The following is a 17317-nucleotide window of genomic DNA, read 5'->3' as shown; positions in this document are numbered from 1 at the left end:
GTTGGCTGGTCCCGTGGGCGGAACCGCCATGTCTCTCTGGCTTACCGGGATAAGATGCCCGTGGTCACCCTGCTTGATCCGGCAGAGCCAGATCGGGAAGTTGTGCCAGACGCCGATAAAAAAGGGGCCATCGATACCCTCGCGGCGTTGATGAATTTGCTGCATCAGGTGCGCACAACCCAGACCTGTAGCGGGCAGGCCAAAGTCTTTGATGGCATGCGTCTGAGCACGCTCTCGATGCATCCGGTGGGCTTACAGCGCCTTCCTTCCGGCGGCCCGTTAGAGTGGGGTGAAGATGCGCTGCGGTGTGATTTTGTGGCGCAGCAGACTGAAGGCTTCAAGTTCAACAGCGAGAAGAGCAAGTTGCGGAACCCGCAGCCAGGCCGCGCCTGGTTTGAAAAAATAGGGGACGCAGGTTTTGTCGCGGTACGGGTGGAGATTGATCACCCCAAACTTGGCCGCATTACCATTCTTCTGGACGGGACGCCGAAGCAGGCAACCTGAAAAAACAAAAACGTGCGGCGCGCGGGCCTGAGAATTTTCTCAAAGCCAGCGCGCCGCACGTTTTGTCAGACTCGTCTAAAGCTATGTGAACGTCGACTTATTCGACCGTCACAGACTTTGCGAGGTTGCGCGGCTGGTCCACATCCGTGCCTTTCAGCACCGCGACTTCATAGGCCAGCATCTGCACCGGAATGGTTTGGAGAATAGGGGCCACAAAATCATGCACATGCGGCAGCACAACCATATCTTCTGCTATGGCGGAAACGCGCTCAGCCCCTTTGGTATCCGTAAAGACCAGCAGGCGACCGCCGCGGGCCTTGGCTTCCTGCAGGTTGGAGAGCGTCTTATCAAACAGCGGGGTGTAGGGCGCGCTGGCCACAATCGGCACAGTCCGGTCAATCAGGGAAATCGGCCCGTGCTTCATCTCGCCAGCAGCATAGGCTTCCGCGTGGATGTAAGTGATTTCTTTGAGCTTCAGCGCGCCTTCCATAGCGACGGGGAACATGCTGCCCCGGCCCAGATAGAGCACATCCCGCGCTTCTGCCACGATCTGCGCCATGCGGCGGACAGCTGCACCTTGCGTAAAGACTTCGGCGGCACGGCTGGGCAGATCAAGCAGGGCGGAAACCAGTTCTTCCTCACCCAGAGCATCCAGCGTGCCACGGGCGCGGGCGGTGGCAATGGTCAGGCAGGCCAGAACCGTCAGCTGCGCGGTAAAGGCTTTGGTGGAGGCTACGGAAATTTCCGGCCCGGCCACGGTGCCTAACACAACATCACTCTCACGCGCCATGGTGCTGTGCTCCACATTGAGCACGGAGAGGATATGGACGGCTTTTTCCCGCAGGCTACGCAAAGCGGCCAGCGTATCGGCTGTCTCACCGGACTGAGAGATAAGCAGGCCAAGAGAACCGGCAGTGAGGGGCGGGTTGCGATACCGCATCTCACTGGCGACATCGATATCCACGGGCAGGCGGGCAATATCTTCCAGCCAGTAGCGGCCAATCATGCCTGCATAAAAGGCTGAGCCACAGGCGGTAATAACCGCACGTGGCACGGATGCCAGATCAAACGGCATCTCCGGCAGCATGACGCGGCGGCTGGCCGGGTCCACCATGCGCTGGAGTGTCTGACCGATAACCAGCGGATGCTCGTGCAGCTCTTTTTCCATGTAATGGCGGTAGCCATCTTTGCCGATGGAGCCAGCAGCCAGAGCCGTTGTCTGCTCTTTGCGCGTGACAGGCGTGCCATCAAACCGCATGAAGTCCGCCCCCGCGGGGGTAATCACCACGCAGTCGCCATCTTCCATATAGGTAATGCGGCGGGTCAGCGGGGCGAGGGCAAGGGAGTCAGACCCCAGGAACATTTCCCCGTCGCCATAGCCGACGGCCAGAGGCGCGCTGTGGCAGGCGCCGATCATCAGGCCTTCATGGCCAGCGAAGATCATGGCGACGGCGTAAGCGCCTTCAAGCCGGTTCAGGGTTTTAAGTGCGGCGTCTTTCGGGGCAAGGCCCTGCGTCAGATAGTAATCCACCATCAGCGCAATGGTTTCGCTATCCGTTTCCGTCTGAAAAACCTGTCCGACGGCTTCCAGCTCCCGGCGCAGCGCCTCAAAGTTTTCAATAATGCCGTTATGGACAATCGCCACGCGTTCCGTGCCATGCGGGTGCGCATTGCAGGCCGTAGGGGCGCCATGCGTGGCCCAGCGGGTGTGGCCAATGCCTGTGGTGCCGCCCAGCGGGCTTTCTTCCAGAAGGCGGCCCAGATTATCCAGCTTGCCCGCAGCCCGGCGGCGTTCAACCCGCCCATCCACCAGGGTGGCAATGCCCGCGGAGTCATACCCGCGATATTCCAGTCGGCGCAGACCTTCAAAGACAATCGGAGTGGCGTGTCGCAGGCCGACAACGCCGCATATGCCACACATCAGCCGTTTTCCTTTCGGGCTTTGAGGGTTTCCTTGAAGCGCTTGCCCAGTTCGGGCTTGTTCTCCTGCCGGGGGCGGCCAAAGGCCATGGCGTCTTCCGGCACGTCTTTGGTAATCACACTGCCCGCTGCAACCAGCGCATTGGTGCCAATGCTGACCGGGGCCACCAGAATGGAATTGGAGCCAACAAAAGCGCGGTCTCCAATGGTCGTCTTGTGTTTGAAGAACCCGTCATAATTGCAGGTAATGGTGCCAGCCCCGACATTGGAGCCGGTGCCAACAGACGCATCGCCCAGATAGGTCAGATGGTTGGCTTTTGCGCCATCACCCAGCGTGGTGTTTTTCACTTCCACAAAATTACCCACGCGGGCTGCCGTACCAATGGTGGTGCCGGGGCGGAGGCGCGCATACGGGCCGATAATGGCATCCGCCTGCACGGTGCAGCCTTCCAGATGGCTGAAGGCCCGGATTTCAGCGCCGCTTTCAACAGTCACACCGGGGCCAAACACCACATGCGGCTCTACCAGAACATCCGGGGCCAATGTGGTGTCTGCGCAGAAGAACACCGTCTCCGGTGCGACTAGGGTCACACCGTTTTCCATGGCTTTCTGGCGCAGGCGGTCTTGCAAAGCGGCTTCTGCTTCAGCCAGTTCCATGCGGGAATTGATGCCGCGCAGTTCATCTTCAGCCGCTTCCACAGCATGGACACGCACACCGTCAGCGACGGCGCAATCGACAACATCTGTCAGGTAGAATTCGCCTTTGGCGTTGTCATTCTTCACGCTGTGCAGCCAGCGGCGGAAGGTGGTGGCATCCGCGCACAGCACGCCGGCATTGCACAGATCAACCGCGCGCTCTTCGGGCGTGGCATCGGCCCATTCCACAATCCGTTCCACAAGGCCGTCCTGCGCAATGACGCGGCCATAGCGGCCGGGCTCAGCAGGGCGCATGGCCAGAAGGGCCAGTCCGACATCCGGCGCGTGCCGTGCTTCTAGCAGGCGGCTGAGAGTTTCTGCGGAAATCAGCGGGTTATCAGCATAGAGAACGGCCACATCGCCGTCCCCAAAATAGGCTTCCGCCTGCAAGGCTGCGTGTGCAGTGCCCAGTCGTTCATGCTGGATGACAACCGGGTAGGGTGCAGCCAGTTCAGCCACATCGCCCATTTCCGGGCCGATAACGACAACCAGCCGGTCAAAAACTTCTGCCGCGCTGGCAATCAGATGGGCCAGCATGGGCCTGCCTGCCAGACGCTGCATGGCCTTTGGGCGAGAGGATTTCATACGGGTGCCAAGCCCGGCAGCAAGCAGGACGGCAGTGGCGGGACGGGATGCGGGAGAAGACGTCATGATCCACTTGCGGTAAGCCAAGCTCAAGCAAGTGTCAAACGTCTGGCCGGGGAAAGACGTTATATGTGTATCATAAAACTTTTCCAAAATTTACAGAAGGATAACAGCGGATGACGCAGTCAGGACTGGCCGTTTTTGATATGGACGGCACCTTGCTGGACTCCCTGCCTGACATTGCCGATTGCGTGCGGGAAATTCTGGCCTCTCATGGCCTGCCACCCGTCTCGGATGCTGTCGTGCGAGGGATGATTGGCAATGGTGTGCAGGCGCTGGTGGAGACCCTGATTCGCACAGTGGATCCACACGGGCAGATCGGGATCAATCCGGATGAGACTGTTCAGCAGTTTCTGAGGCTTTATATGCCTCGTGCAACGCGGCTTTCGTGCCTGTTTCCCGGCACAGAGGATGCGTTAGAGACACTACGGGCGCAGGGCTGGCAACTGGCGGTCTGCACGAACAAGCCCGAAGCGGCGGCCCGGCAGATTCTTGATCATTTTGGGCTGACGTCTCTTTTCGCCAGCATAGGAGGCGGGGACAGCTTTCCTGTCAGAAAGCCCAACCCGGCGCATTTGCTTGGCACAATTGAGCTGGCCGGAGGGCACCCGGCTTCCACCGTGATGATTGGGGACATGATGCCCGATCTGCTGGCTGCAAAAGGAGCCAGTGCACGCTCCCTGTTTGCGGCGTGGGGGTATGGAAATCCGGCGTTCGCTAAAGAGGCAAACGGCAGTGCCGCACGTATGGCGGAGGTTCCGGAAAAAGCTGCAGCGTTGCTGGGGTAGCGCATCACTTCCCATCGTGTCGGGAAGGAGGAAGCTGATTAAGTCGTCAGGGCTGCAAGCTTGCGCAGGGCCGCCTCACCAGCATGGGTAAAGGCCTCTTCACTAAAATGGGTCAGGACATACTCACGTCCAGCCTGACCCATGCCCGCCAGCTTCTCCGGCTGGGCGAGGGCTGTTGCGAGGACAGTTGCCAGTGCGTCGGGGTCTTTAGGAGGCACGGTCCAGCCGGTTTGACCATTACGGATGGAGTGTGTGAGCTCCCCAACGGCAGAGGCAATCACCGGCAGGCCTGCCTGCATCGCCTCATGGGCCGCCATGCAGAAACCTTCCCAATGCGACGGCTGAAGATAGAGATGCTGATCAGCCAGAAACTGCCCGGTATTCTCACAAAAGCCGGGCAGGGAGACATGCTCCTGCAGGCCGTTTTCCCGAATGAGCGCTTCCAGCGCCGGGCGCTCCTCCCCTTCTCCTGCCAGAGTCAGGTGAAACGGCGGAATGCGCTGCGCCTGCTGCAGCCGGGCCAGTGCGAGGCAAAGCGTATCAAACCCTTTCACCGGATGCAGCCGCCCGAGAGAACCAAGGCGCACCGGCTCCCCTTGCTGCCATGGCCGGGATTGCGGGGCATCGGCTCGCGCGTGGAAAATCGGCCAGCAGAGCAGGCGGTCCGCCGGGATATGGAGTTGCTGCCGGGTGATATCCGTGACGTATTGCGAATCCCCTACCCAGAGGCAGGAGGCATTCCGGCGCAAGCGCAGTAAAGTGCCGTTTGGGGGGCGCAGCCGGGCGGAATGCTGCCAGCTTGCAACGGGAATGCCCCGCATCTGGCCGATAATCTGCCCCAGCAGAGTCGCGCGGGTCAGGGACGTCCACAGATGAGTCGGTTGCCACAGCTCCATCTGGCGTTTCAGCCAGAGCAGGGCGGCAAGATGGTCTTTGCGGCCACCGTCCCGAACCCGCACATCCAGCCCCGCGTCCTGCATCGGTTTGATGGCCCGGCCATCACGCCGCGTCAGTGCAAAGATAGCAACTTCATGCCCGGCGTTGCGAAACACGCTGGTAATGGCTGGCACGGGGAACGCCGCACCGCCGCCTTCGGTCGAATTGATAATGTAGGCAATGCGCATGTCGGGTCAGGCGTTCGCTGCGGCGTCGGCAGCAATCAGCTTTTCCGTCAGTTCCAGATCAGCCGGTTTATCGACATCCACGGCAGCCCGTCCGTCTGAAAGCGGCACCAGTTCTGCCGTTGTACCGCTTAGCGCACCAATGCGCTTGCACAAGGCAGCGCGTGTCAGTTTCTTGCACACCGCGCGGAGCAGAATGCCGGGGCCAAGCAGCCAGGCAATCCGTAGCGGATGTTTGCGGTTTTTTTCAACACGCTGCCAAAGCTCTGCCACCTGCAAGGAGGCCGGCGTGCGGAACAGGAACAGGTTGCAGCCGGAAAACGCCATATCGGCCAGTCGGATAAAGGTGCGGCGTGTGCCTGGCACATCACGTAGCACAACGGCTTCCGGCGCCACGGCAGCGGCAACATCCGTTTGCGGGCTGCATTTGGCCAGAAACTCACTGATCCATTCCGGACGCAGCAAGGCATTATCCGCAGTCGTGACGAGGAGGGGCGTGCCCATCTGCGTCAGCCCGGCCAGCACGCTGGCGCTCGGGCCATTCGGACTGGAGGGAACGATCTCAATGTCAGGGGGGAGCAGGCCATCCAGCACGGTGGGGTTATCGATACAAACGGCAATTCGCCCAATGCCCGGTGTGGCTTGCAGGGCATGGATCACGCGCAGCACCATAGGGGTGCCACCTACGGGCAGAATGGCTTTGTGGGAAACGCCATAAGCCTGCGCCATGGGGTCTGGCGCACCGGGGCGGGTGCCCGCCAGAATAAGGGCGGACAGCGCCCCGTGAGTCGTGTTCATGCAGCGTGTCTTGTGTTGTCACGCATCAGCTTGGCTTCCGGGCGTGCGCCATCGGGCCGGTCACGCGGGGGAGAACCCGTCAGGTCCATCACCCATGGGAAGCGCTTCGCCTCCTTCACGTCATAGCCCAGATTGAACACCGTCGGGCTGCGTGGGCGAGCCTTGGCGTCCAGATAGTAGCTGCCAAAAATACGATCCACCACAAAGCTGGTAATGCCGAAGTTGCCGTCTTCATCATGGAAGTGGTGCAGCACGTGGCGCGCTTTCATCCGTTGGATCCACGCAGCACGCGGCTTGTAGTTCAGATGCTGGATGCAGTGGAAAAATTCATAGATGCAGGTGATGGTCACACCGGTGCCAAAGGCGGTGGCTGCAGCACCCCATCCCCCAATCAGATAACCGATGGGGATGGTAATCGCGCCAATCGTCGGCAGTGTGGTGACGGGTGCGCCAAACAGCACGTCCAGCAGATGCGGGTCCTGATGGTGGTCAAAATGGATGCGCTTCCACAGGGCGGCCGTCCATTTCATTTTATACAGCGTGCGCCCATGCAGGACGTAGCGATGCAGCAGATACCAGACCACCGGGTAGACCAGAATAACCGCGACAATGGAGATCAGGGTCGGGCCCCATCCGGCAAAAAAATATGTAGCCAGAGCAACACTGGCAATAATCAGCGCGAAATACAGCAGGATGGTCGGGTAAGTCAGATAGGCGACCCACAGCTGGCGGAGGTTCATCTTACCAAGATCAAAACTCCGGCCTGTGCGGATGGTCGCATTATTCAGAGTACCGCTCATTTTGCCTCGTTCCTCAGGAGCGCCGTGGCTGCACCCAGGGTGAAAATGATCAATCCCGGGATGGTCGCAACGGGAGGGGGCAGAAGTCCGGCATTGCCCATGGCCCGTAACAGCCCTTGCGCGATAATAAAGAGCAGACCAGCCCCTAAACACCAGACCGGGACCCAACTGCGTGTGCCTGTTCGGGGTGGAATATAGATTACCGGCATGGCAAGCAACAGCAATACCATCATGGCCGCCGGGCGCAGGAAGCGTTCCAGCAGGCCTGCCTGAAGGAAGCCGGGGCTGGAATCGGACGGCAGTCGTCCGCGCAGCATGCCAATAATGGTGCCGGAAGAAAGCGGCGGGTTTTCAGCCGAAAGGCGGATGAAGTCCCACGGATGCAGGGTGGTCTGCCACGCGGTGTCAGCCTCCACCGGCAGGCGGGCCGTTTTATTCCCATCAACCTCAATGCCGCTGATGGTATGCAGCTGCCAGCCATGCGCGTGGGTATAATCCGCACGTTCCGCATGCAGGGCTTTATGCAGCAGGCCATTTGGTGTGCGTGTGTAAAGGTCAAGGCCGGAAAGCATGTTGCCGCCATCTGCCACATACTGCACGCGGCCTATACGCCCGCCTTCATGGAACCAGAAGGCGTGGCCGTTTTCCGGGTGGGGGTCTGTCCGGTTCCACCATGCGGCCAGAGCCTGTTCGGAGCGCGGTGTGACCTGATCATCCAGCACCACTCCCATCACGCCAATCAGCAACGTTGCGGGAATGAGCCGTTTGTAGAGGCCCCACATGGAAAGCCCGGAGGCTTGCAGAATGGCCATCTCGCTGGCGAGGGTCATCTGCGTGAGCATGACCAGTGCGCCAATCAGCACACCAAGCGGCAGAGCGCCCGCCATCAGAAACGGCAGCCGCATGCCCGCATAGGTCAGAATGCCGGACACGCCCAGATGCCGTTGCAGAATGGGGGTAGTCTGTTCCAGCAAAGCCAGAATTTCCATCAGCCCGACCAGAATGGCGCAACTGAACATCACACGGCTGAACAGCACCCCGGACAGGTAGCGCAGGAGAACGTGGGTCGGAGCGGGAGACTGCGTTTTCAAGGCAGGGCTTTCTGGTTGTTTTTCGCCCCAGCGCGTCGTTTGCTCGTCCACCGGGCTTTGAGAGTCTGAAATGTGCCGGACTTATACAGCAGCAGCAGAGAACTCATCGCGACAAAGAAAAGGGCAGGCCCCCAGATAATCAGCAGAGAGGCTTTTTTTGTGGCGACCATGCTGTGCCCGAACTGGAGCATATGGTCGAACCCCACCATGATAATGAAAGCCAGCACCAGCCCGGCACTGCTCCTCTGCCGCTTGCGCATGATGGCAAGGGCAGCCGCCAGGGCAGGAATAAATGGAATCGTCAGGCTGCGCGCCAGCCGGAAATGCACTTCCGAGCGCATATGCGGGCGGGAGATAGACGGGTCCTGATGGATCAACCTGCTGACCAGCTCCGGGGAGGTCAGTTCACGCTCATCCTCGCCGCGTTCACGGAAGGGGGTGATATGGTTGGCGCGGGTCAGCAGGCGTGTAGCGTGGTCAAAGGTGGTGAGGGTCGGCACGCTCTTGCGGTTGTCCGTCAGGATGGTGCCATCTTCCAGATCAATTTCCACGGCGGAACTGTCTGAAGCCAGCCGGATATGGCCGTGCCGGGCGGTAATATCGCGTTCCTGATTGTCAGACGTATCGCGGATAAACACCCCATGCAGGTCGGACCCGCCCTGTGTGACGTTATCCGCCACAATGGTCAGCGTGGGGGAGGGGCTGGCAAACATGTTGGATTGCAGCCGGGGCGCCCAGCCGGTGTGGCTGGCCATGTAGAACGTCGCCCGGAAGTCATACCGTGCATGCGGCTGCACAAACCCATACAGCAGGAAGGCGAGAAAGCTCAGCAACGCCCCCATCAGAATATAGGGCCGCGTAATGCGCACCAGAGAAATGCCACTGCTGGTAATGGCGTCAATCTCTTCGTTCTGGCTCATGCGCCGGATAATGGAGAACACCCCCACGCAGAGCGCTGCCGGGATAGCCAGCCCCAGATAATGCGGCAGCAGAGTGGTCAGCAGCTCAACAAAAACGCCCAGATGGTTGTTGCCCGCAGCCAGCAGATTGAACAGCACCAGCAGCCGCTCAAGCAGCAGGGCGGCCATCACGACGGAGAGGGCGACCAGAAAGGGTGGTATGACCTGCGCAATCAGATAGCGGTCCAGAGTGCCTGGAGTGAAGAACGCTTGCAGTCGGCGCAACAGGGGCGGGTTCGGCATGGAGGGTGTCATAGCCGGATTGACGGGGAAAGGCGATGGGGCGTGAACACTCGCGTCAAACCATCGCGCATGATGCCATCCGTTCCAAGTTCCCGCCGCAGAACGGTAATTGACCAGTGTCCGGCCTGCGGATGGACGGCAATGGCGTTCCATCCGGCTGCGGTGGCCGGGCTGCCCGCACTATGCGAGGCGGAGGTCGTGCCGACAACTGGAATATCCGTGTGCGGAATGCAGGCGAGAGTCGCGCGGTGCGAGTGACCGTGCAGCACTAGTTCGGCCCCGGCCTCGCGCAGAATGGACTGGAATAGTGCCAGATCATCCAGCCCCTTGCGCCGGCTGACCAGCTTTGCCACGGGTGGGTGATGGATCAGCACGACGCGGCACAGTCCTTCTCGCCCGGTTTTGTGCAAAAGAGCACGAAGGCGTTCAGCCTGCGCGGCTCCCATTTTGCCCGAGGCAAAAAATGGGCGCGTTGGCACGGCGGTGTTCACACCAATCAGGGCGATGTGGTCTTTCACCAGCAGAGACGGAAAGCTGGCGTCCGTTTTTAGCCATTCCGCCCACAGAGCTGCTTTTCCGGTAGCATTCTGGCGGATTAGCGCATCATGGTTACCCGGCACCAGCAGGGTAGGGGGCAAAGCCTGCTCTTCCAGCCATCGGCGGGCACGCCGAAATTCTGAGCGAAGGCCGAGGTTGGTCAGATCGCCCGTCAGCGCCACCAGTTCGGGCTGAAGCTGCCGGATATCGTCCATCACCCGTGCCAGCGGGGCGGCTTTATGCAGATGGCGGCGTTTTAATGTCCAGGACAGCAGGCTGAGGATACGCTTGAAGCGAATTTCATCCAGAGCCGGGAATTCCGCCAGCGGCAGATGGGGGTCGGACAGGTGCGCAATCTGAAAAAAAGGCAAGAAAGAAGGTCTCCGGCGCAGGGGGCCTGACAGGACAGTATGTGACAAGCGGGCGGACTCTAATTATACCACCGCGACAAGCCGGAGCAAAAGCGCTGGCACCGTATCTGCAAAAGCAAGAGTTTCCGAGTGCCCGATCGTTTCGCCTTGATTCACAATTCCCGCAGCCGACGCAATCTCAAGGCGGATAGTCGTTATCTGGAGGGCGCACGTCGCACTCTGGGGCCGCTGTTTTTCTCGCCAGAGTCCCAGACCGAGCTGCATGACGTCATAGAAGACATGGCCCGGCAGGACGTGCGGTGTCTGGTGGTGGACGGAGGGGACGGCACAGTCGGCAATGTGCTGAGCGCGCTGTATGTATCGTCTTATCCCAAAGACAAACTGCCGATGATTGCCGTGCTGCCATCCGGCAATACCAATCTGATTGCAGCCGATGTCGGGTTTGGCCTGCGGGGGGAGGAAGCCTTGCAGCGGCTTCAGGACCGAGCCCGTTCAGACCGTTTGTTATCAAACATCAAGCAGCGTCAGCCTCTGGTTGTCTCCTGGCCGGGGATGGATCGTGCGCCTGTTCTGGGCTTTTTTGGCGGTCTTGGCGCTTTTACACGCGGAATCGAAATTGCCCATTCCCCCGCCATCCTGAAAAATTATGCGCATGATACCGCCGTGCTGATTACGCTGGCAGAAACCCTGCGGCAGATTATCACGCCGCGCCTGCGGCAAAGCTGGCTGGACGGAACGCCGGTCGGGCTTGGTCTGAACGGAGGCGAGCAGGAAGCGCACAACCGTTTCCTGTTCCTGTGTACCAGCCTGCATTGCCTGCCGCACGGTATCTGGCCATTCTGGCGGAAGGACGGCACGGATGAAGGCATCAGTTATCTGGATGTTGCGGCAAATCCCAAAAAACTGATGCGGGCCATCTGGAGCCTGTTGCGCGGGCGTAGCCCCGCATGGCTGCGGGCCGACCCAACCTATTCAAGCGGTTCTGCCCGGCAGGTTCTCCTCAACACGGAACAGTCTTTTGTGCTGGATGGTGAGGTTCTGGAAACAGGACCGGCGCAAAGTCTGGAAATTTCCGCAGGACCGGTCCTTTCTTTCCTACAGGCATGACATGGTAAACCAGCAGAGCCCTGACCTGCATACCGCCACGACACAGGCCAAAGCCGCCCGCTTTCTGGATGAACAGATCCGGCAGGAGCTGACAACACGCGTCAGCCCCGCTGTGCTGGATTTTGTGGAACAGATGGTGGGGATGGCGGAGCCGCTGGGCGTGCTGTTCTATGGGTCTGGCCTGCGGGGGGGCATTCAGGCGGACACGCTGCTCGATTTTTACGTGATTGTGCGCAAGCAATCCGACTGGCCACGCAGCCGACTGGCCTGTCTGGCCAATGCGCTCCTGCCTCCCAATGTTGAATATCACGAGCTGACGGTTGAGGGGCAGCCTCTGCGCGCCAAAGTCGCCATCCTGACGCTGGCCCAGTTCCGCAGGCTGACCGGCTTCAGTGCGCTGGATACGACGGTCTGGGCGCGCTTTTCTCAGCCTGTGCGGCTTGTCTGGCAACGGGATGCCGCCGCCGCCCAGACATTGCGCCGCTGCGTGATGCGCGCCACCATGACGGCGGCTCGCTGGACAGCCTTTCTCGGTCCGGAAAAAGGCGAACGGGACGATTTCTGGAACGCCCTCTACCGCCAGACCTATCAGACAGAGCTTCGGGTAGAAAAAGCAGGGCGTGGGGCAGGGATCGTCGCCAGCTATCAGGAGCGCTACAGGGACCTGCTGCTGCCATGCTGGCAAGTGGCGGCGCTGCCTTATGAAGTGGTGGGAGAAGAGGTCAGGCCGCTTATCTCATCCGCACAGAAATTCCGGGAAGAGCAGGCATGGCAGGTCCGGCGTCGCATAGGGCGTCCGTTGAATATCCTGCGCCTGATGAAGGCAGCTTATACATTTACCGGAGGGGCTCGTTATGCCGCGTGGAAAATCGAGCGGCATAGCGGGATCAAGGTGCCGCTGACACCTTTTGCAGAAAAGAACCCCTTGCTGGCCGCACCGCCGTTAGTCTGGCGGCTCTGGCGCAAGGGGGCTTTCAAACGCTCTTAGGCGGCTGCCGGAAGAGCGTTAGCGTCCAGAGCAGCCTGCTTGAAGATCGCAATCGCTTTGTCGATCTGCTCAGCAGTGTGTGTTGCCATCACAGAGCAACGCAGCAGCGGACGAGAGTCCGGCGTTGCAGGCGGCAGGCTGAGGTTGACGTACACCCCGAGGTCCAGCAGGCGGTTCCACATTACAATGGCCTGCCCGATTTCTTCCAGAGTAACAGCAATCACTGGGCTGACCTGCTTACTGGCATTCAGGCCAAGGCCATGGAACCCGGCATGCAGGCGTGCCGCGTTGTCCATTAACTGCGTGCGCAGTTCCGGATGTTCTGCCATGTCTTCCAGAGCGGCCATGGTGGCAGCAATAACTTCCGGCGGCAGAGACGCTGTGAACATATACGGGCGGCAGTTCAGCCGCACCAGTTCCAGTTCCGGATGGTCGGACACACAGTATCCACCAACCGTGCCAAGGCTTTTGGAGAAGGTGCCGACAATAAAGTCCACATCCGCTTCCACCCCGGCCTGTTCAGCAATGCCGCGGCCATGTTCGCCCATCACACCAAAAGAGTGGGCTTCGTCAACCAGCAGATAGGCGCCGGTTTCACGCTTGACGGCGACCATCTCGGCAATCGGCGGAACATTGCCGGTCATGGAATAAATACCTTCCACAACAATCAGCTTTGCACCGGGGGTGCCATCCAGACGTTTCAGGCGCTTGTACAGGTCATCCGCATCGTTATGCCGGAAACGGATTACCTGCGCAGGGCTCAGGCGGCTGCCATCATAAATGCTGGCGTGGCTGTCTGCATCGAGAATGAGGTAATCGTCTTTTCCAGCCAGCGTGGAAATCATGCCCAGATTGGCCTGATACCCGGTAGAGAACACCATTGCATCGCGGCGACCAAAATAGTCGGCAATTCGGCGCTCAAGCTGCCGGTGCAGAGACTGCGTGCCGTTGGCAATGCGGGAACCGGTTGTGCCAACACCGCAGGTTGCCGCGGCTTCCTGCGCGGCTTTGATCGCGCGGGGGGACTGGCTCAGGCCCAGATAGTTGTTGGTGCCAAAAAGCAGCGTTTCGCGGCCTTCAATGATACCAACCGTGGAAGAGACAGGCTTTTCGATCACCACAGAGAACGGGTTCCGTCCGCCTGCTTCCATCAGGGAGCCGAGAGCTCCTGCAATGCCGTCAAATTTGGAAAAAATAGACGTCATGCGTGTTCAGCCTTTGTTTTTCAGATCAACAACGCAGGCAGCAAGGTCATTGATGGTCCGGATATCAGCCAGTTTGTCGAGGGGAACGGAGACATCCATGCTGTCTTCCACTTCCATGACAAAGTTCATGACCGCCAGAGAATCAAAGGCCAGATCGTCCATGATCTTACAGTTGCCGTCGATATCACGCGGCACTTTCGGATTGGCGAGAAGCTTCTGGATGATCAGCGCAGACACGCTTTCAACGGTTTCGCTCATTTTAAAATCCTTATTTTCCCGCCTCAGCAGGCAGAGGCTGCTTCAGGCTGCGGTTCAAACATGCCGGTCTGGAACATCTTGCGGGCTTTGGCGCGTGTCAGTTTGCCGGAGGAGGTCTGCGGCAGAGCATGCGGCGGCACCAGAACCACAGACACATCCACGCCATGCAGGCGGCGGAAGAGGCTGGCGGCTTCTGCGCGCAAGGCTTCACGCGCTTCCGGGGAGGTCACGCGGCACTGGATGAGGGCCACAATTTCCTCATGCTCTCCCTTTTCCATAGAGAACACGGCCACATCGCGGCTGCGCAGGGCAGGGATATGGCTTTCAGCAGACCATTCCAGATCCTGCGGCCAGATATTCCGGCCATTGATGATAATCAGATCCTTGGCGCGGCCGGTCACAACAATCTGGCCGTTCAGCATGTAACCAAGGTCACCCGTGTTCAGCCAGCCGTCCTCATCCAGCACTTGTGCTGTGTCGGCAGGTTTACGAAAGTAGCCGTTCATCAGGCTCGGGCCACGCACAAAAATGGTGCCGGTCTGGCGGTCACCCAGCACATGCCCTTCCGGGTTACGCACTTCCAGCTCGTGGCCCGGCAGAACCTTACCGCACACCACAAAAGTTCTGGTGGGGGTGGAAGGGTCCGTCGCCGCACGGGCAATGCCGTCATTTTCCAGCGCCGGAAGATCAATCGTATCGGTCTCAATGCCGGTATTCAGCGGCACAAAGCTGATGGCAAGCGTGGCTTCTGCCATGCCGTAGCTGGCCACAAAGGCTTTCGCGTTAAAGCCCACAGCTTCAAACCGCTCAGCAAATTCTTTCAGAATGTGCGGACGGATCATGTCACCGCCAATGCCGGCCACGCGCCAGCAGGACAGATCCAGTTCAGCAGAGGCCGGACGGCGCGCGCACAGCTCGTAACCGAAAGACGGGCTGTAAGCGATCGTGCCACGGTTGCGGCTGATCAGGTCCAGCCAGACATGCGGGCGGCGTGCAAATTCGCGGGTCGGCAGTAGATCAACCGTCAGCTGGCAGGTCATGGGGGTCAGGAAGAAGCCGACCAGTCCCATGTCATGATACAGCGGTAGCCAGGACACGCAGCGGTCACCGGTTTCCCGCACACACAGACCGTCATGCGCAATGGCGGCCACATTGGCCATGCCAGAACGCTGACTAACACACACCCCCATCGGGGAGCGGGTGCTGCCGGATGAGAACTGAAGATAAGACAGGGCTTCCGGGTGAATGTTCGGCAGCGCCATGTCCGGCACAGGCCGTTCCATCAGCTCAGTGGGGGAGCCAGCAAAGGCCAGTCCCATGCCGCTGACGATATCGTCGGTCCAGCCTTCAATAATCTGGGGGATAATCACCGCACTGGCCCCGGCGCTGGTAATCATACCGCGCAGCGTGGTCAGGTAGGTTTCTTTCCCGGCAAAAGCGACGGGCAGGGGGAGGGGAGCCGCAACCAGACCTGCATACTGGCAGCCAAAGAAAATGCGGGCAAAATCGCCATCGCTCTCGGCGACAATCGCAACCCGGTCACCCGGTTGAAGGCCCATCCCCAAAAGGCGCAGGCCGGTTTCAATCGCCTGCTCACGCAGTTTGCGATACGGCAGCGCTTCCAGCAGAACGCCCCGGCCGGAATAGATATTAAAGCCAGCGTCACCCTGCGCAGCGTAATCAAGCGCTTCGGGGAATGTTGCAAAATCTCCATAACGGCGCTGCTGACCAGAACCGGTGGGAACCGGCTGCAGGGCCTCTTCGTTAGAAGGTGAAGATGCAGGATTTATAACGTTCATCAGCTGGCCATTCGAAGAAAATCAACAATAGCGTCGGCCCCTACCGGCGCGGTTGGTTCGTCTCCCGTGAGATCGAACGTGTCGCGTATATAGTCTTTTTGGAGATTTACGAAAGCATGATGTGAAGAAAATGCGCCTTCAATGTCTTCAGAGAAGGTTTCCAGCTGGTTAAGAACGGGGCCAAGAGTCCAGAAGCGGTAGTTCTCATCCCCCTGCCAGGCAACGTCGTGCGCATTCAGGAAAACGCAGGGGCGCGGGTGAATAAGGAACTCAGCAATCTGGGAACTGGCATCCCCCAGATACAGGTCAGCCGCAGAGGTATAGGTCATATCAATGCTGCGGGTGCTGCCTGTATCCACAATCATATGAGAGTGGCCGCCAAAAGCCCGCTTGAGTTGGGCTGCCTCGGCCCGGCGATTATCGAACAGCCGGTAATGCGGGGCAAAAATAAGGTTGTAACGATCCTGATTGGCAAAATGGCTGAGAATGTTCAGCCCCATTTTGGGCCAGGAAGACAGGCGCGCATTGAAGTGTGGGTTATAAAGAATGGTCGGGCGGTTGTTGTTGAACAGACGCGAGCTCGTGCTCCGCATCCGGCGCACCATATCAAACTTGGCATAAACGCCTGTATGATAATGGCCGGGGCGAATGGCTCCCTGAGCCAGAAGCCGCTGTTCGACCTTTTTGCCCGCCATAAGAACATAGTCGAAGTTCTTCACGTCACGGGCAAAGCCAATGGCCCGATCTCCTGCCCCATGACGGGTCCAGATCAGGCGTGGCTGGCGAACGCCGAGCTTCCTTAAATAGAGTGAAGTACGCTCAGGCACGACGATGCCCTGAAACGTAGAGAAATATTTCTTGTTGAAGAAAAGGCTCGCAAACCGGGAAAAAACGGTGTGCCCGTGGCGTTCAACACGCTCCCGGATCAGGTTCGGGAGGTGCAGAAGCTCGAAGCTTGCTCTCGATTCCGGATAATAGGACGCGAGGGACTGAGCATAATCCAGATGGGCCTGCGTAGCGCAGGCAATGTGGACTTCTGTTTCAGGGTGTCTGCTGGCAATTTCCATTGCAATCGGCAGAGAATGCAAGGTTTGGTGCGGCTGTGCGATGTAGGGAAAAAGAACGCGCATCAGTGAAATAACACCTCTTGTATTGAGGCATGATCCGTCATGTCTGCTTGCGTCATCGGGTGCCTCATCAACCTGTTTCTGTGCGGTAGAGTAACCTGCACACATGCACAAATCGTGGCGCGCTCCATATAGTCAAGGTCGCCTCAAGCGGGGCAGGGACGACACAGCAGGTTTTTCGTGAGCGGACGTGAGGAAGGAGGGGGGAGGGGGATCATAGAATGACCCTCTTATATAAGAGGCGTGGAGACGGCCTGCAGCTCTCCTTCATTACGGGCGTTCTCCGGCCAAAAAGCGCAATTCCAGTGGCCTACGGGGTGGTCGGTAAGATAATGCGGTGGCTATCCCTTTGAAAATTGG

The 17317-nt window shown here is 59.3% G+C and carries 15 protein-coding genes and 1 pseudogene; 4 read left to right on the top strand and 12 right to left on the bottom strand.

Going from position 1 to position 17317, the window contains the following annotated elements; translation table 11 throughout:
• Positions 1 to 504 (top strand): annotated as a pseudogene (locus AD930_RS18020) (DUF3108 domain-containing protein); the annotation flags it as partial.
• 97 nt (positions 505 to 601) lie between these two features.
• On the opposite strand, the gene glmS reads toward AD930_RS18020, so the two are convergent.
• On the bottom strand, positions 602 to 2425 hold the full coding sequence (gene glmS / locus AD930_RS00510; RefSeq protein ID WP_061504726.1) for a glutamine--fructose-6-phosphate transaminase (isomerizing): 1824 nt from the start codon (positions 2423 to 2425) through the stop codon (positions 602 to 604).
• Complete coding sequence (glmU, locus tag AD930_RS00505; protein ID WP_061502840.1) at positions 2425 to 3771, bottom strand: bifunctional UDP-N-acetylglucosamine diphosphorylase/glucosamine-1-phosphate N-acetyltransferase GlmU; 1347 nt, start codon at positions 3769 to 3771, stop codon at positions 2425 to 2427. Before glmU ends, glmS begins: the two co-directional genes overlap by 1 nt.
• Positions 3772 to 3881: 110 nt before the next feature.
• Here glmU and AD930_RS00500 point away from each other — a divergent pair, with 110 nt between their 5' ends.
• On the top strand, positions 3882 to 4553 hold the full coding sequence (locus AD930_RS00500) for an HAD family hydrolase (protein ID WP_061504725.1): 672 nt from the start codon (positions 3882 to 3884) through the stop codon (positions 4551 to 4553).
• 38 nt (positions 4554 to 4591) lie between these two features.
• Here the strand turns inward: AD930_RS00500 and AD930_RS00495 are convergent, their stop codons facing one another.
• Genes AD930_RS00495 through AD930_RS00470 form a run of 6 tightly spaced genes read right to left on the bottom strand, consistent with a single transcriptional unit; the run spans position 4592 to position 10473 of the window.
• Positions 4592 to 5677, bottom strand: coding sequence for a glycosyltransferase family 4 protein (locus tag AD930_RS00495; RefSeq protein ID WP_061504724.1), 1086 nt, complete (start codon positions 5675 to 5677; stop codon positions 4592 to 4594).
• A 6-nt stretch (positions 5678 to 5683) separates the two neighbouring features.
• Positions 5684 to 6472, bottom strand: coding sequence for a nucleotidyltransferase family protein (locus AD930_RS00490; protein ID WP_061504723.1), 789 nt, complete (start codon positions 6470 to 6472; stop codon positions 5684 to 5686).
• Positions 6469 to 7272: a sterol desaturase family protein gene (locus AD930_RS00485; RefSeq protein ID WP_061504722.1), complete on the bottom strand. Its 804-nt coding sequence runs from the start codon at positions 7270 to 7272 to the stop codon at positions 6469 to 6471. The genes AD930_RS00490 and AD930_RS00485 overlap by 4 nt, the downstream gene beginning before the upstream one ends.
• Positions 7269 to 8363 (bottom strand): LptF/LptG family permease, encoded by a 1095-nt coding sequence (locus AD930_RS00480; RefSeq protein WP_043550687.1) that lies wholly within the window; start codon positions 8361 to 8363, stop codon positions 7269 to 7271. The genes AD930_RS00485 and AD930_RS00480 overlap by 4 nt, the downstream gene beginning before the upstream one ends.
• On the bottom strand, positions 8360 to 9577 hold the full coding sequence (locus tag AD930_RS00475; RefSeq protein ID WP_061504721.1) for an LptF/LptG family permease: 1218 nt from the start codon (positions 9575 to 9577) through the stop codon (positions 8360 to 8362). The genes AD930_RS00480 and AD930_RS00475 overlap by 4 nt, the downstream gene beginning before the upstream one ends.
• On the bottom strand, positions 9574 to 10473 hold the full coding sequence (locus tag AD930_RS00470; protein WP_244150440.1) for a metallophosphoesterase family protein: 900 nt from the start codon (positions 10471 to 10473) through the stop codon (positions 9574 to 9576). Before AD930_RS00470 ends, AD930_RS00475 begins: the two co-directional genes overlap by 4 nt.
• Positions 10474 to 10602: 129 nt before the next feature.
• On the opposite strand from AD930_RS00470, the gene AD930_RS00465 reads away from it, so the two are divergent.
• Both AD930_RS00465 and AD930_RS00460 read left to right on the top strand, forming a co-directional pair.
• Positions 10603 to 11580: a diacylglycerol/lipid kinase family protein gene (locus tag AD930_RS00465; protein ID WP_061504720.1), complete on the top strand. Its 978-nt coding sequence runs from the start codon at positions 10603 to 10605 to the stop codon at positions 11578 to 11580.
• A 1-nt stretch (position 11581) separates the two neighbouring features.
• Complete coding sequence (locus AD930_RS00460) at positions 11582 to 12568, top strand: hypothetical protein (protein WP_244150439.1); 987 nt, start codon at positions 11582 to 11584, stop codon at positions 12566 to 12568.
• Here AD930_RS00460 and spt read toward each other — a convergent pair.
• The 4 genes from spt to AD930_RS00440 are packed head-to-tail and all read right to left on the bottom strand — an operon-like array spanning position 12565 to position 16960.
• The gene (gene spt / locus AD930_RS00455; RefSeq protein WP_043550694.1) at positions 12565 to 13773 is read right to left on the bottom strand and encodes a serine palmitoyltransferase; all 1209 of its coding nucleotides are present in this window, start codon (positions 13771 to 13773) and stop codon (positions 12565 to 12567) included. The two genes, AD930_RS00460 and spt, sit on opposite strands and share 4 nt — an antisense overlap.
• 6 nt (positions 13774 to 13779) lie before the next feature.
• Entirely contained in the window at positions 13780 to 14031 is a 252-nt protein-coding gene (locus AD930_RS00450) for an acyl carrier protein (protein ID WP_025826965.1), read from the bottom strand.
• A gap of 23 nt (positions 14032 to 14054) precedes the next feature.
• Positions 14055 to 15830 (bottom strand): fatty acyl-AMP ligase, encoded by a 1776-nt coding sequence (locus AD930_RS00445; RefSeq protein WP_043550695.1) that lies wholly within the window; start codon positions 15828 to 15830, stop codon positions 14055 to 14057.
• Positions 15830 to 16960, bottom strand: coding sequence for a hypothetical protein (locus AD930_RS00440; RefSeq protein ID WP_043550697.1), 1131 nt, complete (start codon positions 16958 to 16960; stop codon positions 15830 to 15832). Before AD930_RS00440 ends, AD930_RS00445 begins: the two co-directional genes overlap by 1 nt.
• Positions 16961 to 17317: the final 357 nt, after the last annotated feature.

It is taken from the genome of Acetobacter malorum (assembly GCF_001580615.1).
Taxonomy (GTDB): Bacteria; Pseudomonadota; Alphaproteobacteria; order Acetobacterales; family Acetobacteraceae; genus Acetobacter; species Acetobacter malorum.
This window is presented reverse-complemented; position numbering and strand designations above follow the sequence as displayed.